At 33.1% G+C, this 20,067-nt stretch carries 20 protein-coding genes and 3 pseudogenes; 16 read left to right on the top strand and 7 right to left on the bottom strand.

All coding sequences use genetic code 11. The annotated features are described in order from the left end of the window. Positions 1–41 precede the first annotated feature (41 nt). Positions 42–683, bottom strand: a complete 642-nt coding sequence (locus tag ACX9TM_RS14160; protein ID WP_000875112.1) for an HD domain-containing protein — start codon at positions 681–683, stop codon at positions 42–44. A 105-nt stretch (positions 684–788) separates the two neighbouring features. Here ACX9TM_RS14160 and ACX9TM_RS14155 point away from each other — a divergent pair, with 105 nt between their 5' ends. The 3 genes from ACX9TM_RS14155 to ppaC all read left to right on the top strand — a co-directional run bounded on the left by ACX9TM_RS14155 (position 789) and on the right by ppaC (position 3,294). Further along, positions 789–1,292, top strand: coding sequence for a GNAT family N-acetyltransferase (locus tag ACX9TM_RS14155; RefSeq protein WP_001245258.1), 504 nt, complete (start codon positions 789–791; stop codon positions 1,290–1,292). Positions 1,293–1,538: 246 nt separating this feature from the next. After that, positions 1,539–2,204, top strand: coding sequence for a lytic polysaccharide monooxygenase (locus tag ACX9TM_RS14150; RefSeq protein ID WP_063220352.1), 666 nt, complete (start codon positions 1,539–1,541; stop codon positions 2,202–2,204). A 160-nt stretch (positions 2,205–2,364) separates the two neighbouring features. Next, entirely contained in the window at positions 2,365–3,294 is a 930-nt protein-coding gene (gene ppaC, locus ACX9TM_RS14145) for a manganese-dependent inorganic pyrophosphatase (protein ID WP_000416873.1), read from the top strand. Between the two features lie 323 nt (positions 3,295–3,617). Here the strand turns inward: ppaC and ACX9TM_RS14140 are convergent, their stop codons facing one another. Beyond that, positions 3,618–3,806: a DUF4017 family protein gene (locus ACX9TM_RS14140; protein WP_000789485.1), complete on the bottom strand. Its 189-nt coding sequence runs from the start codon at positions 3,804–3,806 to the stop codon at positions 3,618–3,620. A gap of 243 nt (positions 3,807–4,049) precedes the next feature. Between ACX9TM_RS14140 and ACX9TM_RS14135 the strand changes: the two genes are divergently transcribed. The 4 genes from ACX9TM_RS14135 (at position 4,050) to ACX9TM_RS14120 (ending at position 7,188) form a co-directional block, all read left to right on the top strand. Then, positions 4,050–4,499 carry a DUF6884 domain-containing protein gene (locus ACX9TM_RS14135; RefSeq protein ID WP_000820903.1) on the top strand — a complete coding sequence of 150 codons (450 nt, stop codon included), beginning with the start codon at positions 4,050–4,052 and terminating at the stop codon, positions 4,497–4,499. Positions 4,500–4,788: 289 nt separating this feature from the next. Beyond that, the gene (locus ACX9TM_RS14130; RefSeq protein WP_000135290.1) at positions 4,789–5,523 is read left to right on the top strand and encodes an N-acetylmuramoyl-L-alanine amidase; all 735 of its coding nucleotides are present in this window, start codon (positions 4,789–4,791) and stop codon (positions 5,521–5,523) included. Positions 5,524–5,966: 443 nt separating this feature from the next. Further along, positions 5,967–6,797, top strand: coding sequence for a GH25 family lysozyme (locus ACX9TM_RS14125; RefSeq protein WP_063220353.1), 831 nt, complete (start codon positions 5,967–5,969; stop codon positions 6,795–6,797). A gap of 217 nt (positions 6,798–7,014) precedes the next feature. Next, complete coding sequence (locus ACX9TM_RS14120) at positions 7,015–7,188, top strand: hypothetical protein (RefSeq protein WP_000503004.1); 174 nt, start codon at positions 7,015–7,017, stop codon at positions 7,186–7,188. Here the strand turns inward: ACX9TM_RS14120 and ACX9TM_RS14115 are convergent, their stop codons facing one another. The 3 genes from ACX9TM_RS14115 to ACX9TM_RS14105 form a co-directional block, all read right to left on the bottom strand. Continuing rightward, complete coding sequence (locus tag ACX9TM_RS14115; protein ID WP_065212623.1) at positions 7,189–7,641, bottom strand: hypothetical protein; 453 nt, start codon at positions 7,639–7,641, stop codon at positions 7,189–7,191. A 134-nt stretch (positions 7,642–7,775) separates the two neighbouring features. Beyond that, a complete protein-coding gene (locus ACX9TM_RS14110) occupies positions 7,776–8,132 on the bottom strand; it encodes a hypothetical protein (protein WP_000606231.1) in 357 nt (118 codons plus the stop codon). A 178-nt stretch (positions 8,133–8,310) separates the two neighbouring features. Next, positions 8,311–8,934, bottom strand: coding sequence for a hypothetical protein (locus tag ACX9TM_RS14105; RefSeq protein WP_000287728.1), 624 nt, complete (start codon positions 8,932–8,934; stop codon positions 8,311–8,313). Positions 8,935–10,012: 1,078 nt separating this feature from the next. On the opposite strand from ACX9TM_RS14105, the gene recQ reads away from it, so the two are divergent. Together recQ and ACX9TM_RS14095 are read left to right on the top strand one after the other, a co-directional pair. Further along, a complete protein-coding gene (recQ, locus tag ACX9TM_RS14100; protein WP_072770035.1) occupies positions 10,013–12,130 on the top strand; it encodes a DNA helicase RecQ in 2,118 nt (705 codons plus the stop codon). A gap of 25 nt (positions 12,131–12,155) precedes the next feature. Next, positions 12,156–12,536 carry a gamma-glutamylcyclotransferase family protein gene (locus ACX9TM_RS14095; RefSeq protein WP_000274908.1) on the top strand — a complete coding sequence of 127 codons (381 nt, stop codon included), beginning with the start codon at positions 12,156–12,158 and terminating at the stop codon, positions 12,534–12,536. A 54-nt stretch (positions 12,537–12,590) separates the two neighbouring features. Here the strand turns inward: ACX9TM_RS14095 and ACX9TM_RS14090 are convergent. Then, positions 12,591–12,905 (bottom strand): annotated as a pseudogene (locus ACX9TM_RS14090) (CPBP family intramembrane glutamate endopeptidase); the annotation flags it as partial. A 319-nt stretch (positions 12,906–13,224) separates the two neighbouring features. Between ACX9TM_RS14090 and ACX9TM_RS14085 the strand changes: the two are divergent. Next, positions 13,225–15,300: a HelD family protein gene (locus ACX9TM_RS14085; protein WP_065382287.1), complete on the top strand. Its 2,076-nt coding sequence runs from the start codon at positions 13,225–13,227 to the stop codon at positions 15,298–15,300. A gap of 116 nt (positions 15,301–15,416) precedes the next feature. Here ACX9TM_RS14085 and ACX9TM_RS14080 read toward each other — a convergent pair. Beyond that, positions 15,417–16,144: pseudogene (locus ACX9TM_RS14080) on the bottom strand (hypothetical protein). A gap of 892 nt (positions 16,145–17,036) precedes the next feature. Between ACX9TM_RS14080 and ACX9TM_RS14075 the strand changes: the two are divergent. The 6 genes and pseudogenes from ACX9TM_RS14075 (at position 17,037) to ACX9TM_RS14050 (ending at position 20,041) form a co-directional block, all read left to right on the top strand. Continuing rightward, complete coding sequence (locus ACX9TM_RS14075; RefSeq protein ID WP_065382288.1) at positions 17,037–17,384, top strand: PadR family transcriptional regulator; 348 nt, start codon at positions 17,037–17,039, stop codon at positions 17,382–17,384. Then, positions 17,371–18,372, top strand: coding sequence for an HAAS signaling domain-containing protein (locus ACX9TM_RS14070; RefSeq protein ID WP_001048883.1), 1,002 nt, complete (start codon positions 17,371–17,373; stop codon positions 18,370–18,372). The genes ACX9TM_RS14075 and ACX9TM_RS14070 overlap by 14 nt, the downstream gene beginning before the upstream one ends. Positions 18,373–18,451: 79 nt before the next feature. Beyond that, positions 18,452–18,964, top strand: a complete 513-nt coding sequence (locus tag ACX9TM_RS14065) for a GNAT family N-acetyltransferase (RefSeq protein ID WP_000617527.1) — start codon at positions 18,452–18,454, stop codon at positions 18,962–18,964. Between the two features lie 99 nt (positions 18,965–19,063). Beyond that, a pseudogene (locus ACX9TM_RS14060) lies at positions 19,064–19,228 on the top strand (serine hydrolase); the annotation flags it as partial. After that, positions 19,225–19,596: a hypothetical protein gene (locus ACX9TM_RS14055; RefSeq protein WP_000827997.1), complete on the top strand. Its 372-nt coding sequence runs from the start codon at positions 19,225–19,227 to the stop codon at positions 19,594–19,596. The pseudogene ACX9TM_RS14060 and the gene ACX9TM_RS14055, both read left to right, overlap by 4 nt. Positions 19,597–19,624: 28 nt before the next feature. Further along, the gene (locus ACX9TM_RS14050) at positions 19,625–20,041 is read left to right on the top strand and encodes a GNAT family N-acetyltransferase (RefSeq protein ID WP_000680539.1); all 417 of its coding nucleotides are present in this window, start codon (positions 19,625–19,627) and stop codon (positions 20,039–20,041) included. The last annotated feature ends 26 nt before the right edge of the window (positions 20,042–20,067 follow it).

Here is a 20,067-nt window from a genome sequence, read left to right as displayed (position 1 = left end):
GTTTAAAACGTTTTTTATTTGAAATTAAATTTGTATTCAATTTAATATTCTATATCTTCATAAATAGATTTTTCTACATCAGGAAGAACTGTGTATATACTCTTACCGATTAAAGCTTCTAATTCTTTCTTAATCGCATAAAACCCTTTCCAATGTAAAGATGTATGAGATGTTGTACCATGACGCAAACCAACAGAAATTAATCTTCTTTCCAGCGTAGTAAAGCCACCCGCATCAGCAAGAGCGTCACAAAGAGTAATTACTTTATTGTATAAGTCGTAGTTACAATGTTCATTTAATATTTCAACTAACCGGCTTCTCATATGGTCAGGAACGAGACTCCATTCCGCTGCGATATCTATATGTTCATTTTTGCATGGGAATGAGTGTGTCACACAAATAACAGCGTTTCCTGTATACCCTAAATCATTCATATACATATAACCATCATAGGAATGAATGACCGATTTGGTAAAACCTTTGTATCTTCCGATATCATGCAAAAGGGCAGCGTTATATGCTATGTCAGCATCTAGGTTATACCCATTTTTAATAAGTTCTATAATTATGTTTTCAGTTGCATGAGCAACATGTAGTGAATGTTCAAACCAAGGGCCCGGGTTTTGTTCATATGCCCATTCGAGTAATTCTTTTGCGTACGTTCTATCTAATATATATTTCATATCGTTATCCTTTCACAAAAAGTCATATCTTTCTATAAATTCATCTTATTATTTCATTATTCCTTCTTTAAAAATTGTTACAATGAAACAAAAGGGGGAAAAGTAATGCGAAATTTAGTAATTGAAGAAATAAAGCAACTAGAAAATGATATGGAAGAACTTTCGAAACTTTTGAAAATGGTTGTAAACGATGGGGCATCAATTGGTTTTTTGCCTCCACTGGAACAAAAAGACGCAACAAAGTATTGGCAAACAGTATTAGCGCCAGAAGTGATATTGTATGTGGCTAAAATAAACAACGAAGTAGCAGGGAGTATTCAATTACAATTAGTTACTAAGCCTAACGGAATTCATAGAGCCGAGATTTGCAAATTAATGACTCATCCAAACTTTAGACGTAACGGTATTGGACGATCACTTATGCAAAAAGCAGAGGAACGAGCAAAGCAAGAAAACAGGTCTCTTTTAGTATTAGATACTAGAGAAGGAGATCCTTCCAATAAACTGTACAAATCACTAGACTACCAAGAAGTTGGAACAATACCAGGGTATGCAATTTCCCCGAATGGTAAGTTAGATGCTACGGTTATTTATTATAAAAACATTTAAGGTATAATCAAACGGGGAGAGTGCTTAATTATTAGTAAGTGAATAATAAACGACTATTTTTAACACCGTCTATATTTTTCTGGCGGTGTTAAAATAGTTAATTATAATCTAATTAACGCACTAAATGAATTTGAGAAATTTTTTAGAGGGTTCTTTTAGTAATGATTCTCGTCTTATAATAAATGTAGAGAAGATGACTAGCCAACTATAGTTATTTTCGCTTTATTATCGGAAGGGGATGAAAGTATGAAAAAGAATAGTTTACAAAAGATGAAGAAAGTTATTTTAAGTGGTGGAGTATTACTTACGGGATTATTAACATTTGGATTTTCAGAAAAGGCTTCAGCTCATGGATATGTAGAATCACCAGCGAGCCGATCTTATTTATGTAAGCAAGGGGTAAATGTAAATTGTGGACCGATTCAATATGAACCACAAAGCGTAGAAGGGATAGGTGGATTTCCGCAACTAGGACCTTCTGATGGACAAATTGCAGGGGCTGGTCATTTTCCCGCTTTAGATGTTCAAACTGTAGATAGGTGGAAGAAAGTTACGTTAAATGGCGGGACGAATATATTCAAGTGGAAACTAACGGCTCCTCATAGTACAAAAGAGTGGAAATATTATATTACGAAAAAAGGTTGGAATCCAAATAAACCTTTAACGCGATCAGATTTAGATTTAGTGCCATTCTATGTGAAAAATGACGGTGGAGCTAGACCAGGGACAACAGTAACGCACGAAGCAAATGTACCAACTGACCGTAGTGGATACCATCTTATTTTAGCTGTTTGGGAAATTGCAGACACTGGAAATGCGTTTTATCAAGTTATAGATGTAAACCTTTTGAATAATGGTTTATCCTCAAATTTCGCTTTTAACAATGTAGTGCAAGCTCCTACACTATTTTAATTGAAACATACATTTCGATCATCTAATTCATTTTAGATGATTTTTTTTATGAAAATGATGAAAAATATAGAAGAAAGTGCAATTATTTATAAAAAAATATGCTTTAAATATTGTCATATTTGCTTCTTTAAGATATCCTTTTCATGAAGAGGTGGAAAACATGGAAAAAGTACTAGTTTTCGGGCATAAAAACCCAGATACAGATGCAATTTGTTCTGCAATTGCTTATGCAGAATTGAAAAAAGAATTAGGAATGAATGCTGAGCCTGTACGTTTAGGCGAAATCAGCGGTGAAACTCAATTTGCGTTAGACTATTTTAAAGTAGAAGGACCGCGTTTTGTTGAGACAGTAGCAAGCGAAGTGGACAACGTTATTTTAGTTGACCATAACGAGCGTCAACAAAGTGCTAACGATATCGAATCAGTTCGTGTGTTAGAAGTTATTGACCATCACCGTATTGCTAACTTTGAAACAAGCGATCCTATATACTATCGTTGTGAGCCAGTTGGCTGTACAGCTACAATCTTAAACAAAATGTACAAAGAAAATGGCGTAACAATTCGTAAAGAAGTTGCAGGTTTAATGTTATCTGCAATCATTTCAGATTCTTTACTATTCAAATCTCCAACTTGCACAGAACAAGACGTAGCAGCTGCTCGTGAATTAGCGCAAATCGCTGGTGTAGATGCAGATAACTACGGCTTAGAAATGTTAAAAGCTGGTGCTGACTTAAGCGGAAAAACAATGGAGCAATTAATCTCTCTTGACGCTAAAGAATTCCAAATGGGTAATGCGAAAGTTGAAATCGCACAAGTAAACGCTGTTGATACAAACGACGTTCTTGTACACCAAGCGGAACTTGAAAAAGTAATCTCTGCAGTAGTAGAAGAAAAAGGTTTAGACCTATTCTTATTCGTTGTAACTGATATCTTAACTAATGATTCTGTCGGTCTTGCGATCGGTAAAGCAGCAAACGTTGTTGAGAAAGCATACAACGTATCACTAGAAAACAACACAGCTACTTTAAAAGGTGTTGTATCTCGTAAAAAACAAATCGTACCAGTATTAACAGAAGCATTCCAAGCTTAATCGTATTGCGTACAGATGAACAGTAAGGACAAGTAGTCAGATTGGCTACTTGTCCTTTTTTACCTCTAAAAAACAGAAAATTAAAAACGGGAGGATTGTGTATGTTTAATGATTTGGAGAGTAAATTACAGTCACTTTTAGAACGAAATATTACGTCGGTTTCAGAATTAGAGAGCTGGCTCTCGGAGGAGCTACCTTTAAACGCTGAAATACAGAAGTTGCGTTTGACTTTTTAGAAGAAAGGATATAAAGTACTGCAAGGGTCATTCTAAATTTGATTAACGAATTAAAATAAGGATAGCGTTAGCTATCCTTATAATCGTTTATTCGTAAGATTTTTTCTTGTTTATATAAAATGTAATTATAGCAGTAATGAAGAAAATAGGTATCGCATACACTTGCCCAACAAATAACTTCCAGCCGACATAATTATAGCCTTCAGATGCTGGGATGATAACGGAAATAACGCAAACAATAAAATAGACTAATAGTGCAGGGATAATATTTTTCATTTTTATGGACCTCCTTCCTAATTTAATTTATAAATCATAATATTTCAATTTAATTATAAAAATTTGAAGAAAAAAATGCAAAAATTTTTATGGTATTATAATATTTGCAATGAGAGTGATCCATAGTACATATATGGTAAAATGTGTAATTTAAACTTTTCAGAATTATTATATAGTATTTTGAGAGAAAAATGTACAAAATAACGAATTTTATTTACCAAAGTAAAGGGAGTAGAAATATATATGAAAAGGATATGTATAATTCCATGTGGAAAAAAGAAAATTTGGGATAAACATTCAGACTACGGACCGATGGAAGCAAAAGATGTGTATATTAGTCCGTTCGGAAAAGCATGTCAGGCGTACGCAACTATGTTTTTCGAAAACTGGGTTATATTATCGGCGAAACATGGATTTTTAAGACCAAATGATATTGTATTAGAAAACTATGATCTTGCATTTGATTCAAAAAGCGATGAGGTAATAAATATAGAGCAATTACAAAAACAGATGGTAGATAAAAGTTTATTACAGTTTGACGAAATCGTCTTACTAGCAGGGAAGAAGCATAAAAAAGTAGTGACAAAGTTATATCCAGAAGAAATGATTACATATCCGCTAGAGGGGTGTAAAGGGATTGGATATATGTTGCAGAGGTTGAAAGAAGCTGTGAAGGAAGGGGAGGAAATATAGGTGTAGTTTCAGTGATTTTAAACTCTATTTATTTAGGGAGCTGAAAAGTAAAATAGAGTTTTTAGGCATCGCCGAAAGGGTGATGCTTTTTTGTTCGTGTCGTCATTCATGTAAAAGTAATTTAGAGAATAAATCATTCGATTTATGAAGCGATAGCTTTTTTATATCGAAAACAAATTGCTTCACTTCTAGAAAATGTAGGACATATGGGTACAGTTAAAATTGTAAGTGGGAATAGCAATAAGACAAGTTTTGAATAGGATATTAAGAAAGGAGATGTTGATAAATAATGGCCAGATATAGTTTGCACGGAGGACACAATAGTATTGTTCAAGGTGCTAATTTTGGGAATCGGAAAGAACACGTTTTAGATAGGCAAGTTAAAGATGCTGTGGCGGCTAAGTTAAGATCCCTAGGACACACGGTTTATGACGATACGGACGAGGTAGGGGCAACTCAATCACAAAATTTAAATAATATCATTCGGAATAGCAATTCCCATGCTGTGGATTTAGTTATTTCTTTTCATCTTAATGCAAGTGATGGAAATGGACAGGGTGTTGAGGTTTTGTATTATGATCAGAAAGATTTGGCGGCTAAAATCTCAGCTCAACTAGCAAAAGATATTGGATGGCGTGATCGAGGTGCGAAACAGCGTACAGATTTAGCGGTATTAAATGGGACGAAAGCACCTGCTATTCTTATAGAATTAGGATTTATTGACAATGAATCTGATATGGCAAAATGGAATGTTGATAAAATCGCTAATTCTGTTGTATTTGCTCTTACAGGACAAACTGGAGGAGGTGCAGCGGATTTGCTCAAAGTAAAAACTGGTGGTGTAGCATTTAGTAATTTACAAGCTTTGGCTCAAGCTATGGTAGATGCGGGTATTGATGGACAAATTGTCGTTCAGAAAGATGGCATTGGTTATGCTATAACGAATGGCTATCCGTCTGGAAATATCGATAAATTTACAGCTTGGTTAGATGCACGAAAATGGTACTATGAGTACGTGAGATAAAATGAAAATTAGTTTGATTAAAAACTAAAAATTGTCTTATTTTTAGTTAACAAGTATATTAAGTAACCAATAATTATGTAACTATAAAAATATGGACAATGTATATGTAAATTAGTACACAAAACCACCTGTCAGAAAGGTGGTTTTATTTATCAAGCTATTTGTGGGTAGTAAAATTCTCACCTCAAAATTCGGATGAAGCTAAGAAATTAGGTGGGAATTCCACTGCTCGTAGCCTCCTACTAATTATAGTTTCACTTTATATAGTTTAGAGTTTTGTAAACCCCTACTTATTCAACCCGTAATAATATTTTGTTTTCTCAATACATAAGCCGAATTTTAAATTATTACCCAATAATATAATACCTCTCATACTATTTATTAGTTGATAATAGCAAAAAAACAAGCTTTGAATATAATAATGAAAAAGGAGATGTTAAATAATGGGTTATATTGTAGATATTTCGAAATGGAATGGCGACATTAACTGGGATATCGCAGCACCACAATTAGATTTTGTAATTGCACGTGTGCAAGATGGTTCAAATTATGTAGATCCTTTATATAAAAATTATGTACAAGCAATGAAAGCAAGAAATATTCCGTTTGGTAATTATGCGTTCTGTCGTTTCGTTTCAGTAGAGGATGCACGGATAGAAGCAAGAGACTTTTGGAACCGTGGTGATAAAAATGCAACAGTTTGGGTAGCTGACGTAGAAGTAAGAACAATGAACGATATGAGAGCAGGTACACAAGCTTTTATTGATGAATTACGCAGATTAGGAGCTAAGAAGGCTGGTTTATATATTGCTCATCATATGTATGCTCCATTTGGAATGGCAAATGTCAATTCTGATTTTGTATGGATTCCTCGTTATGGTGGTAACAAACCGGCATATCCATGTGATATTTGGCAATACACAGAAACAGGCAATGTGGCTGGTATCGGCAAGTGTGATTTAAATAAGCTGATTGGAAATAAGCCGTTAGCTTGGTTTACAAATCAAATTGTTGAGCCGATAAAAAAACAAGAAGGGGTTGGAATTATAGTGAATAAATATAACAAAGTAGTTACTTATGAATTTGGTGTAAATTTAGTTCCTGACATGATTCAAATGATGGATAAGCTTGGATATACTTCTAAAATAATATCTCGTGGAGATAACCAAGGGCTTGTGTATTTCGAAACAGATTATCGTCAAGGGAACGAACTGGACAAAGCAACTGCTTGGTTAGATACGAAAGGAATTAAATATTTTTATACAAAAGAGTAGTTTGCTAAATAAAAAGCCGTCATGTGACGGTTTTTTATTTTTATGTAATCTTTTAACTCTACTTATAATATGGAGAAAATAGACTAATAAACAAGCCTTTGTATACTTTCAAACATAGAATATGATGAATTCTATTAAGGAGGAAGCAGATTCATGGGGAATACTTGTCATTGTGGGCATTCCCGAAATTGTAATACATTTTGGGATAATTTAATGTTTGGGAGATGTAGATGTAAACGCAATGATTTTCACGAATGTTGTTGCAAAGAGAAACCGAAATGTGAGTGTGAAAAATGTCATTGTAAAACAAAACCGAAATGCCATTGTATTCATGAAGAGGAAGGGTATTAATAATAAAAAAGAGTACGATACGTACTCTTTTTTTGGGTGATTATATTCCATCTTGAACAGATTTCTTTACAATTACCCATGTGTCTTTCTTTTTAACCGTTATAGCTACATTAGTTCCATTAGATTCCTTATAAAAGATATATCCATTGTTTGAGTTTACATATGTTACTGGTTCGCCTATGCAATCTCGCGAGCAGGATTTGTTGACCAGTTCAATTAGGGATAGTTCACTTGGATCGGTTTTGCTTGCTTCTATAACAGCATCAAGGCTTGTTTTTCGATAACCTTGCAAGTTTATATGAAAAAGCTGCTCTATTTCTCCTGTAATGCTAGTGTTCATTACTTCTACTGAATTCTTTTTTTCTTGAAGAAAGCCGTTTTCATAAAGTAATTTTGTATAGCCAATCCATGCTATTAACACTAGCATGAAAAACATACCCGTCATTTTAAGTATTCGAAGTCGTTTGCTTAAAATTGTTTCTGAGTATTTCATTCACTCTAATCCTCCAATGTTTTTAATTTAAAATATGCTTGGATACATACTTTTAGAAGAGGATGAAAGTTAATGAGTTTTCAATAAAAAAGAAAACATCCAGAGTTAGATGCTTTCTTTTTTTGTATTTTTGGCTATCTGTTCGTTACTTGTTTCATAAGTGGTCTTATTTCTTTAACTGGTGGTTTCTTATCATAGGCATCAACGTAAGAAAAGTAGTAGTTTAAGTTTCTTAGAAGACCTTTTCCTATTTTTGCACTTAAGAAAGGAAATACTTGTCCGGTATAATCATCGAGAGATTTACAGTAATATTTTTCATCTAAATATATACTGTATTTACATGTTAGTTCTACTAAAGGATTCCCTTCATCATCAAATACTTCTTTAGAATCAATAATATCTATTAGTGCAAATTTTTCATTTAAGTAAACTTTCTTTTTTTTCTCGTGTTTATTTGTAAGTATAAAAACGAGACCAATCGCGTTAATCAAACTATTTCCTCCTATAAAAAACGGATATTAATAAAATATATCGATATAAGCTAAATGTAAAGAGGAGAGGTGAAATATCATGGAGAGAAAACTAAATAAGCCGATTTATGTTTGGAAACCGACTTATTTTTATCAAGTATTACTTAGTAGTAATACCTACTCTGATTAAAGTTTCACTTTATTGAAATACTTGCGGGAATTGTTTTACGATTGCGTTTGTTATCATGTCGGCCATTTCTAATGCTTCTTTTTCAATTTTATCGTAAAGTTTTACTCCTGCTTCATAATCTTTATTTAGGAAGGCAAGTGCTTCTGCTTTCGTTAGTGCTAAATGTTCATAAAACATTTTTCTAAATTCTTCTTTATCTATATATGGGTTGATACTGTTAAGAAATTCAATAATTTCATCACCATTAGCGTACCATTTTTTCTCTATAGCGGCCGCTGCATTTTGATTACCAGCTTTTGCGGCTTTAACAAGATCCGCTGCAATTACTAAGTGATCTTTAATTAATGCACTATATTTTTTCACTGCATCCTCACCGTAAAATGGTTCAAGTGATAGTCCCATATGTGTTGCGTTTTGTAGAAGTCGTCCAACAGTAACGTTAACATCTGGTAAATTAAAGACTATACTTATAATAGCCAATCTCGTCCAAGCGACGTGTTGTTCCCATAAAGAACGCATATACCCTTTTAAAAAATTCTCATTTTTACTAATTCGGTAGTTCCGTACGGATAAATCATAGTTTACATAAGGGTTATGGTAGGGGGAGTAATACGATTGCCAATAAGAATACATAAATAGTAACACTCCTTTGAACATGTATAACTCAAAGTATGATGAAGATTTATTTTTAGTTACGTGTCCTAGATTATTTTTAGGGAATTTGAAATGGAGAAATTCAATGAATGATGTTGTGGTATATATGAATAAATTGAATATAAAGTAAAAGAGGGTCTGCAAGGGAAGTTGCAGACCCTCAAAAGGGTATTGCCGAGATGTCGGACTCGACTACGTAATGTTATCATAAAATTCTTTTGAAAAACCCTGGTAAATGTGTCCAAATGAAATTAGGACCTTCATACAGTCAAAGGGACCTGCTTCCCGCGGCAGGCCCCAATAACTAGATAATGTCGATGAGCAAAAAACTCATCTGGAGTACTTTTATAGTAGCAAGTAAAATGTCTTTTGTGTATTGAGAAAGAAGAATTGCATAATTATATGTGAACAATTTAACTCCCAACAATTCATGATTATCATGAATTGTTGGGAGTTAAATATGGTTATAAAATGGAGAAAAGACTTGGAAGTGAGATCGAGGTACACAGAAGTATGTAATCATGAAAAAGACCTGCTAATATAAGCAGGTCAACTTAAGGGGTTTATCCAACAGATTATTATATATGGTAACAACTGAATTGTAGTAAGTCTATACATTTAATATTGAGAAAAATTCTGTGAATGATACATTTTTTGCGCATATATTAACGTCTAAAAAGTTGAGAAAGAAAATGTAAAAGCTTTTTATAAGAGAGTAATGGCTGGTACTTATAGTATGATTCATATTTCCACGCTTCATTATTTGAGAATTGGAGTTGGTTCGATACCGTTTTCTGTTTGATGGAACTAATATTACGGTGCTTCATATAGTAACCCCCTGAATTCATATGTATAAGATTAGTAGTATTCAAGGAGAATTAATAAAATGTGTATTTATTTTGAAATTCGTTATAATTGCTAATCATTCTCAAAAATGTAAAGAAGCATAAAATAATGAAAAAGCAGGCTGTTAGTCATGTATTCATCACTTTCATGATGCATAAGAGATGATATAATAGGAGTAGATGAAAGATAAAGAAAAGCAGGTGACTCTTTTTTGTTTACAAAAGCACAAGAACTTTTAGCGTCTTATTTCGGTTATTCGTCATTCCGAAGAGGACAAGATGAAACAATTAAAAATGTATTAGATGGGAAAGATACTGTCTGTATTATGCCTACAGGTGGTGGTAAGTCAATTTGTTATCAAATTCCCGCATTAGTATTTGAAGGAACAACGTTAGTTATATCGCCTTTAATATCACTTATGAAAGACCAAGTAGATACATTAGTACAAAACGGTATTTCAGCTACCTATATTAATAGTTCTATTTCGATTGCGGAAGCGAATCAACGAATTCAATTAGCGAAACAAGGACATTACAAATTACTTTATGTCGCGCCTGAGCGTCTTGATTCGATGGAGTTTGTTGACCAACTTATCGATATGAAAATCCCTATGATTGCGATTGATGAAGCACACTGTATTTCACAGTGGGGACATGATTTCCGTCCAAGTTATTTACATATACATCGCATATTAGATTATCTTCCAGAAAAGCCGCTCGTATTAGCATTAACAGCAACAGCAACACCGCAAGTACGTGATGATATTTGTAATACACTTGAAATTAATAAAGAAAATACAATTATGACAACGTTTGAGCGTGAGAACTTATCGTTTTCTGTCATTAAAGGGCAAGATCGAAATGCATATTTGGCGGATTATATTCGTCAAAATCAAAAGGAATCTGGGATTATATATGCAGCTACTAGAAAAGTAGTCGATCAGTTATATGAAGATTTAATGAAGGCAGGAGTTTCTGTATCAAAATATCACGCTGGTATGAGTGATAGTGATCGAAATGAGCAACAAGAACTCTTTTTACGAGATGAAGTAAGTGTAATGGTAGCAACATCTGCATTCGGGATGGGTATTGATAAATCGAATATTCGTTACGTAATTCATTATCAGCTTCCAAAAAATATGGAAAGTTACTATCAAGAAGCAGGACGTGCTGGTCGTGACGGATTAGATAGTACATGTATATTGTTATATTCTTCTCAAGATGTACAAGTACAGCGTTTTTTAATTGATCAATCAACTGGAGAATCACGTTTTTCAAATGAACTTGAAAAATTGCAAAATATGACCGATTACTGTCATACAGAACAATGTTTACAATCATTCATTTTGCAATACTTTGGAGAAGAACCGAAAGAAGATTGTGGACGCTGTGGTAATTGTACAGACAATCGCGAGAGCATCGATGTGACAAGGGAATCACAAATGGTTTTATCATGCATGATTAGAACGAACCAACGCTTTGGAAAGCAAATGATAGCGCAAGTATTAACTGGGTCGAAGAATAAGAAAGTTATTGAATTTAATTTTCATACTTTACCAACGTATGGGCTTTTATCGAACCGTAGTGTAAAAGAGGTCAGTGAGTTTATTGAGTTTTTAATTTCAGACGAGTTAATTGCAGTTGAGCATGGCACTTATCCGACGTTAAAAGTAACTGAAAAAGGGAAAGAAGTATTACTTGGTAAAGAGAATGTTTTACGAAAAGAACGAGTAGAGACAAGACAAATTGTTCAAGACCATCCTTTATTTGAAGTGCTTCGTGAAGTACGTAAAGAAATTGCGCAAGGAGAAGGTGTACCTCCGTTCGTTATTTTCTCTGACCAAACATTAAAAGATATGTGTGTGAAAATGCCGCAAAGTGATTCCGAATTGTTGACGGTAAAAGGTATCGGAGAACACAAACTTGTGAAATATGGCTCGCACTTCTTACAAGCAGTTCAGCATTTTATTGAGGAAAATCCAAATTATGCTGAAACGATTAAGACAGAAGTAGTTTCAGAGCGTAAAAAGTCAGGAAAAGCGTCCGCAAATTCTCATTTAGAAACGTATGAAATGTATAAACAAGGTATTGATTTGAATGAGATTGCAAAAGAACGTAACTTATCAAGACAAACAATCGAAAACCATTTAATTCGCTGCTATGAGGATGGAATGGAAGTAGATTGGAAAAGCTTTGTTCCAGCAGAGTATGAATCTCTTATTGAAACTGCCGTTCAAAATGCAGATGGTGGTCTGAAATCTATTAAAGAACAGCTTCCGAATGAAGTGAGTTACTTTATGATTCGTGCTTATTTACAAATAAGAAAGTAGAGGCATATAAAGGGGATAAGAATTTATGTATCATGTTTTCGTTTATGGCACGTTAAGAAGAGGACAAACGAATGCTCATTATATGCTAGGTGCAACATGCATCGCAGACAGAGCTTGGACATATGGCAAATTATTTGATACGAACGAAGGATATCCGGCCATGACTTATTCGATTGAAGAACAGGTGTATGGAGAAGTTTATGTAGTAAATGATGAGATATTGTGTAAGTTAGATGAACTAGAAGAATATACAGGTAATGCGGAGACTGATTTATATGATCGAATCACGCAAACAGTATATGTTGCTGATAGGGAAATTGAGGCATATGTGTATATCGCTCAAGATAAAAAGATGTTAAAGAAAGTGATAGACTCTGGTGACTGGCTTATGTATCAAAAAATATAATAAGGTAGTTTTAAAAATTGGAAAGCAGATAATGACGAATTCATTATCTGCTTTTTATTGTGTGAATAATTGTCGTTCTCTTTTTATTCTTATAGTTCTTAGTACGATTCCAATTCCGAGAAATAAAACAGTAGCAGCGACCCCGCTAATAGGATTTAACCAAAAATCACTACTGTTTGTAAGGGTAATAATCCCTGTTATGGTAACTAAAACAGTAGGAACAGCATCCTCAATCGCATGCATGATAACGCATGGCCAGACGGATTTTGTAAGTCTATATATTTCAACATACATAATGGACCAACAAACCATAAGGATACAGCCAGATAAAAGCATATTTAATCTTGAGATAGATTCAAAATATTCATTTGAAGAGCCTCCTTTACTTTTATTTATCCTACTATTTATGGGCAGTAAAACGCCCATTGATTAAATTCTTTAATTTTTACAATGTTTTTTAATAGATAAATTAAATAGGAGACAAATAGAAAGTAATATCTTTTGCATGCATCATTATACTATATGTGTATTTGTGTGATTTAGATGTTGCATATTCTTTTTAAATTAGAAAGATGAAAAGTAAGTTTTTTCGGAAAATTTAAATAGAAACTATTGACTTTATGATTGGATTTTTAATACAATGATACTTCGACTGAAAAATTAGAACGGACAGGAGGGAATCGTCGAAATGAGCAATATATTTGAAGATGAGTTACAAAAAATGAAGGATACTTTACATACGATGGATGAGCAATTGGATAAGCTTGAAAAAATCCCAGTTTATTATGGAGAAGATTTTAAAGAGCAAATTCTTGAAAGTATGAGGGAGTCTAATAGACAAAACTTACGTATTGGTGTGCAAGAGCCGTACTTTGGAAGGTTAGATTTTCAGGAAGATGGAAAAGAAGAAGTTATGCCGATTTATATCGGAAAAGTAGGAGTTTCGGATATGGACACGATGAAGCCAATCATTATCGATTGGCGGGCACCTGTCGCAAGTATGTTTTATTCATTTACCGGTGGAGACGAATTAGCATTTTATCAATCACCAGATGGGTTAGTAGAAGGTGATGTGTATTTAAAACGAAACATTTCCATTCGAAAAAGAGAACTTGAACGTGTTGTTGATACATATGTAAAAGGAAATGAAGATGTATCGCATGCCGATGATTTTCTTCTATATCGATTAGGTGAGAATAAAGATAATAAGCTAAAGGATATCGTTTCAACGATTCAATCGGAACAAAATGATATTATTCGAGCGGAAAGAAATTTACCATTACTTATTCAAGGGGTTGCAGGGAGTGGAAAGACAACAATTGCTTTACATCGCCTTGCTTTTTTAATTTATGAATATCGTGAACAACTAGAAGCAGAAAGAATGATCGTATTTGCGCCGAATAGTCTGTTTTTAGACTATATTTCGAGTGTACTTCCTGAATTAGGTGTAGGGAATATTAATCAAACAACGTTTCCGGATTGGGCATTACGTACGTTAGATGATTCAGTGAAACTAAAGCAGACAGAAGAAAAATTGAAAGAAGCATTTTCAATTAATCGTGATGAAAAGAAGGTAATGCTAGGTAAATTAAAGGGTACGTTGGAATTTAAGACGTTTATTCAAGAGAGAATGATCCAATTTGAAAATGAGTTAGTTCCGACAAAAGATTTTGAGGCGTGGGATAGAGCGATTATTCCAGTAGAAGATATTAAAAAATGGATGCAAGTTGAATATAAACATTATCCTTTACAGAAAAGAAGAGAACGATTAGTAGGACGAATGAAGCGCTGGATTGAAATTGAGCTTAAAAAATTCGGGGAAACAAACGAGAAAAAATTACTAAAAAAAGAAGCGACTAAGAGACTGAACGCATATATGAAGTTTTGGCCGAAAATGAGTGCTCTTTCACTGTATAGTTCAATAGTAAAAAGTAAAGAAATACTTGAGGCATTACCTGAAGAACTTGTTAAAGAAACAGAAAAGAGTTGTCGTAAAAAAGAAGTGTATGTAGAAGATTTATCAGCTTTAATATACATACATCATCGTATAACAGGGATTGAAATCGGGCAGAAGTTTCATCACGTTGTTATTGATGAAGCGCAAGATTTTTCGCCTTTCCAAGTTTATGTATTAAAAGAAATTACATTAGGTAATTCTTTCACTATATTAGGTGATTTATCGCAAGCGATTTATGATTACCAAGGAATTGAAGATTGGAATGCTTTTAAGGAAGTATTCCAAGAAACCGGTTATTATGAATTGACAAGAAGTTATCGTTCTACAAAAGAAATTATTGAATTTGCAAATGAAATAATTAAAAATGCAGAAATCCCAGTAGGACTCGCAACACCAGTCTTCCGCAGTGGAGAAGATGTGAAAGTAATTCATGCAGAAAATCAATTTACTGAAATTGTGAAGACGGTAAAACATTTGCAAAATGCAGATGTGAAAACAATTGCGGTAATCGGAAGAACAGAAGATGAATGCCGTGATATATATGTGAAATTAACAAATGCAGGATTAACGGTCAACGTAATTGAAGCAAACCAAAGTAAATATGAAGGTGGTATATCAGTAATACCTGTCTATTTAGCGAAAGGTTTAGAATTTGATGCGGTGCTTTTAATTGATGTGGATGAAGAACATTACAAAAACACAAAACATGATGCAAAATTACTATATGTCGGATGTACGAGATCACTTCATGACTTATGGATTTTCCATAGTGGGGAAGCGTCACCTTTAATTAAAGGATTAAAATAAAGTGGAACTATAATCAGTGGGGAGTTTTACTGCAAGCTAATGTGGGATAAATATAAAAAGAGGATTTTCTAGTACAGTATGAAGATCCTCTTTTTTATATTAAAATGGTAGACGAATTAATGACTTGAACTGTTGTTTAAATGATATACGATGCTTTTTTCTAATTCCTTAGTTTGTTCTTTTCCCATGTACGAACAGCATCTACTGGAATTTGTGTATGTTTTAACCAATCTAGAATTAAGTGTAGTTGTTCTTGTATTTGATCAATGTTTTGCTCCTTTATGTTCTTATTCTGAATTCTATTAATTAATTGAAGCATATAGGGAAGTTTTTCTATACATTCGCTTAAATCTCCGCAATAACCTGAAGGGAATTCATGTGTACCAAATTCTAAAGTATGGATGTAATTAGAAACTAGGTATATCATAGCTTCTTGTTCGGTATCACCACCTAATTCAATCGCTTTTCGAAGGAATTTTTCTAAATCGTCATCTTTATTGCTAGAGTCCATATAAATTCCTATCCATCTAAAAGGTCTTGAATCAATCGGGTTGTTTTCTGTCCATCTATATAGAATGTCAATTAGAAAACTATTTAGTGAGAAAGTTAAGACCTCATCTTTTTCGTTTAATGCATCTAAAATAGTAAACAACGAAATGGCAAACTCTTCTTAATCTTTTGATTCCCATTTCTTTGCATTTGAAATAAATGTCTCTAAATGTTTATAAGCTAATTTTCGAAGTCCCGCTTCGCGATGCTGACAGTAACAAATAAAATCATGCCAATGTTCATTTGTATTCATATGTATAATAATAGTTTGTAATGCAGTGAGAGGTTTATCCATTATAAGTCCCCAATCTATTAAGCACGTGTTGAAAATTTAGTGTTATTATATCATTACATAAATTAAAGTGGGAAGAATTTAAGATGGATTTTATTGGTCGCGGGATCCAATTGATTGGTAATGTAGCAGTTCTAACAGGACTCATTATAGACTTTGAAGATGAAACGTAAAAAAAGTTATTATGTTTATCTGGATATTAATATAATACAATATTAGTATTTATTTAATTTTTAGAAAACATAGACTACAACATTAATAAATGGTATAATTTCCTTGTTATTGGAATTAAAATGAAAATATTAGAAGAAAAAGGATAGGGTTGGTTTTAATGGGGGATTCTGATCACAAAGAAACAAAGGCAATATTAAAGTTATGGTTTATTTATATACCACTTGCATTTGGAGAGTTTGTCTTTTCGAATATCATAGATTATTTAAAAAAATAAAGATTTTGCATTTGAAAAACAATTAACCTAATTTAATTGTTTTTTTATTTTTCTCTAATAAACCAAACAAAAATAAAGATTTTGAACAAGATGAAGTTTATGAAGGAAATAACGTTGATTAGGTGCTCAAAACGGGAATCATTCAAGCATGGTAATTCGCCATTTTTATAGCTTCCTATAGTGAAATGTTATGTTCACATCATATGTATACGATATTTGTAACTTAATATAGCATTACTGGAACTTCAAAATTAGTAGTTAAGGTTGCTACCTTTTAGAGTGCTATAGATATATATAACTTAGCTAAAAAGCAAAAATCATATAATTTGCGCTTTTTATTATCCGTTTTTTGGTAAATGATTATAGTTTTTGTCACATTAATACTGTACGATACATAGTATAAAACACATACTGTATGACATATAGTAATGGAAATGAGGTGAGTGAATGGATACTTTATTAAACTCGTTAATTACTGAGTTAAGAAGAGGGACATTAACGTTAGCTGTTTTAAGTCAATTAAGAACGCCGCAGTACGGATATTCACTTGTCCAGTTATTGGAGCAATCAGGGATTACAATTGATCAAAGTACTTTATATCCACTACTTCGCCGATTAGAAAAGCAGGAGTTAGTGACGAGTAGTTGGGATAAAACGGAGAGTAGACCTCGTAAATATTATGTTTTAAGTGAATATGGATTAAAAATATTTTTGCAGTTAAAAAAGGAATGGATAAAGGATTCGAAAGAACTTTATAACTTATTAAAGGAGGAGGAAGAGAATGAATTTAATTGATCTCTATATCCAGGAAGTTGCGAAGAGATTACCTGAAAAAAATCGTGAAGATATTACACTTGAACTAAGGTCAACTATAGAGGATATGTTACCTGAAGATTATAATGAAGAAGATGTAAAGAGCGTTCTCGAAAAATTGGGGAGTCCGGTTTCATTGGCTAATGGTTATTTGGATAGACCGATGCATTTAATTGGACCACGTTATTTTGATGTATATACGACATTGTTAAAAATGATTATACCAATCGCGGCAATCATTGCACTCATATCAATGGTTGCAGAAAATTTTATAGGCTATAGTGGTGATCAAGCAGTATTAAATGTTATTTTACAATTGATAGGTAAAGGTATTGGGGAAATTTTTGAAGTGGGTCTTCATGTATTTTTCTGGTTGACACTTGTGTTTGTTATTTTAGAAAGAACAGATAAAGACAAAGGTATTCAGCCGTTGACGACAAGTTTTAAAAAATGGACACCAGATGATTTGAAAAACATCTCGTATATCCCAAAGAAAAAAGCAATCTCGAAGTTTGAAGTTTTTGGAGGTTTAATGTGGACAGCAGTTTGGGCTACACTTTACTTTTATGCGAATCATCTTGTTGGCGTATATCATGGTACGGCAAATGGACTGAAGTTTGTCTCGCCAACTTTTAATCAAGATATTTTACTGCAGTACTGGCCAATCGTTGTAATTATGATCGTTTTTGAAATAGGTATATCCCTTTATAAATTAGTACAAGGAAAATGGACGCAAAGATTGGCGATTGGAAATGCTATTCTTCAAGTAGCTGGGACGATAGTATTCATTGTAATTGTAGTAAATCCACATTTATTTAACGCAGGATTTATTACGTATTTGGCAAATGCATTTACTATTTCCCCAGAGGAGTTTAAAACGTGGCTCATTGGGGGAGGAATTTTCTTTTATATGTTATCTGCTGCAATAAATATATTTGATGGTTTCCGAAAAGCTAGTATTCGTATGTAGATAAAAAACGGAAATTTCGATAAAATAAAACTATTAAAAAATAGTGAAATAAGATGAACATGATGAAAGGAAGAAAATAATGATAAGGGAAGCAACGAAAAGAGATTTAGCATACATTTTAGATATTTATAACGATGCGATACTTTATACAACAGCTGTATATGCGTATAAACCTGTAACCCTTGAAAATAGAGTAGATTGGTATGAACAAAAAAAGGCTGAAGGGTATCCCATTTTCGTATATGAATTAGATAATAAAGTAGTAGGATTTGCGACATTCGGCCCATTTAGAGCGTGGCCTGCTTATAAATATTCAGTTGAACATTCTGTGTATGTAGATAAGGCATATAGAAAAAATGGCATTGGGTCTTCATTAATGAAAGAATTAATCAGAATTGCGAAGGAAAGAGAGTATATGACCTTAATTGCTGGAATTGATGCAGAGAATGAGAAAAGTATTGCCTTGCATCAAAACTATGGATTTGTTCATGCAGGGACAATAAAAAAAGCTGGTTATAAGTTTAATAAATGGCTAGATTTAGCTTTTTATCAGCTGGAACTTAACGGTCCTGAAAATCCTATAGAAGAATAAATATTTTTCGGTAGCAAGAAAAAATTCATGCTACCTTTTTCTTATTTAAATAGCTGATATGAGCTGCCGAAAAGTTTTTTTATATTCGATATTGAATTTATTGGTATAATAGGAATGTTTAACGAATTTCCGCTTCTTTATGTGATGGGGGGAAAAGATTTACCGAATCGACGTGAAAATAAAGAGGTAGATGAAGCTTTTGCAGCAGTTTTAAAGTACATATACAAAGAATATAGTGAAAGCATGCTAGGAGTGAGCGATTGAAAAGAAACTTAAAGACTTCAACAATCATTATTTTAATTTTAACGATTATTGCTCTTGAAGTTGGAATCGCACTATATGATCACAATTTGTCATTAGATACAATTTACTTTGCAGCGATCCTTATTTGTATTGTATTGCTTTTTGGCACACGTGTTTCTGGAGAGAAAGAAAGTACATCGCAACGAGGAAGAAGAAAAACAGCTCTTATATTTTGGCCATCTATTTTATTGTCTATCGTTTGTTTTGCGGTTATAAGTTACATAAGGGTAGGATATGTCTCTGTACCAGGTATAATTGGCTTTTCATGTTTTGTTACATATGGTGGATTCGTATGTATTAGTATTTTAAAGAGAAAAAATAAAATGTAGATTACTAAGCTGAAAGGGAGCAATATAAATGAAACATATAAAGAACGGTACACGTACTGAAGGAGAATATATTAAAAATAAAGTTATTCAATATAATATGTCCATCTTAACAGATGAGGCAAGACAGACGATGGAAGAAGTAAGCCTCGTAGTAAAAAATGAAGAAGGAAAAATTTTTGGTGGCGTAACAGGTACGATGTATTTTTATCACCTTCATATCGACTTTTTATGGGTTGATGAATCAGTTCGTCATGACGGTTATGGCAGCCAACTTTTACATGAAATTGAAGGGATTGCGAAGGAGAAAGGGTGTAGATTAATATTGCTAGATTCATTTAGTTTTCAAGCACCAGAATTTTATAAAAAGCACGGTTACAGGGAGTATGGTGTCGTTGAAGATCATCCGAAAGGTTATAGTCAGCACTTTTTTGAAAAGAGATTATAATAATATTATGTATACTGATTGATAGG

Source organism: Bacillus sp. LH1 (genome assembly GCF_057924895.1).
This window is presented reverse-complemented; position numbering and strand designations above follow the sequence as displayed.

What these genes read in the sequence shown, in the direction of transcription:
- ACX9TM_RS14115 (WP_065212623.1), bottom strand. Translation starts at nt 7,641, where the DNA reads ATGAAATACTCAGAAACAATTTTAAGCAAACGACTTCGAATACTTAAA.
- ACX9TM_RS14125 (WP_063220353.1), top strand. Translation starts at nt 5,967, where the DNA reads ATGGGTTATATTGTAGATATTTCGAAATGGAATGGCGACATTAACTGG.
- ACX9TM_RS14130 (WP_000135290.1), top strand. Translation starts at nt 4,789, where the DNA reads ATGGCCAGATATAGTTTGCACGGAGGACACAATAGTATTGTTCAAGGT.
- ACX9TM_RS14095 (WP_000274908.1), top strand. Translation starts at nt 12,156, where the DNA reads ATGTATCATGTTTTCGTTTATGGCACGTTAAGAAGAGGACAAACGAAT.
- ACX9TM_RS14135 (WP_000820903.1), top strand. Translation starts at nt 4,050, where the DNA reads ATGAAAAGGATATGTATAATTCCATGTGGAAAAAAGAAAATTTGGGAT.
- ppaC (WP_000416873.1), top strand. Translation starts at nt 2,365, where the DNA reads ATGGAAAAAGTACTAGTTTTCGGGCATAAAAACCCAGATACAGATGCA.
- ACX9TM_RS14105 (WP_000287728.1), bottom strand. Translation starts at nt 8,934, where the DNA reads ATGTATTCTTATTGGCAATCGTATTACTCCCCCTACCATAACCCTTAT.
- ACX9TM_RS14065 (WP_000617527.1), top strand. Translation starts at nt 18,452, where the DNA reads ATGATAAGGGAAGCAACGAAAAGAGATTTAGCATACATTTTAGATATT.
- ACX9TM_RS14150 (WP_063220352.1), top strand. Translation starts at nt 1,539, where the DNA reads ATGAAAAAGAATAGTTTACAAAAGATGAAGAAAGTTATTTTAAGTGGT.
- ACX9TM_RS14155 (WP_001245258.1), top strand. Translation starts at nt 789, where the DNA reads ATGCGAAATTTAGTAATTGAAGAAATAAAGCAACTAGAAAATGATATG.
- ACX9TM_RS14075 (WP_065382288.1), top strand. Translation starts at nt 17,037, where the DNA reads ATGGATACTTTATTAAACTCGTTAATTACTGAGTTAAGAAGAGGGACA.
- ACX9TM_RS14160 (WP_000875112.1), bottom strand. Translation starts at nt 683, where the DNA reads ATGAAATATATATTAGATAGAACGTACGCAAAAGAATTACTCGAATGG.
- ACX9TM_RS14085 (WP_065382287.1), top strand. Translation starts at nt 13,225, where the DNA reads ATGAGCAATATATTTGAAGATGAGTTACAAAAAATGAAGGATACTTTA.
- ACX9TM_RS14140 (WP_000789485.1), bottom strand. Translation starts at nt 3,806, where the DNA reads ATGAAAAATATTATCCCTGCACTATTAGTCTATTTTATTGTTTGCGTT.
- ACX9TM_RS14070 (WP_001048883.1), top strand. Translation starts at nt 17,371, where the DNA reads ATGAATTTAATTGATCTCTATATCCAGGAAGTTGCGAAGAGATTACCT.
- ACX9TM_RS14050 (WP_000680539.1), top strand. Translation starts at nt 19,625, where the DNA reads ATGAAACATATAAAGAACGGTACACGTACTGAAGGAGAATATATTAAA.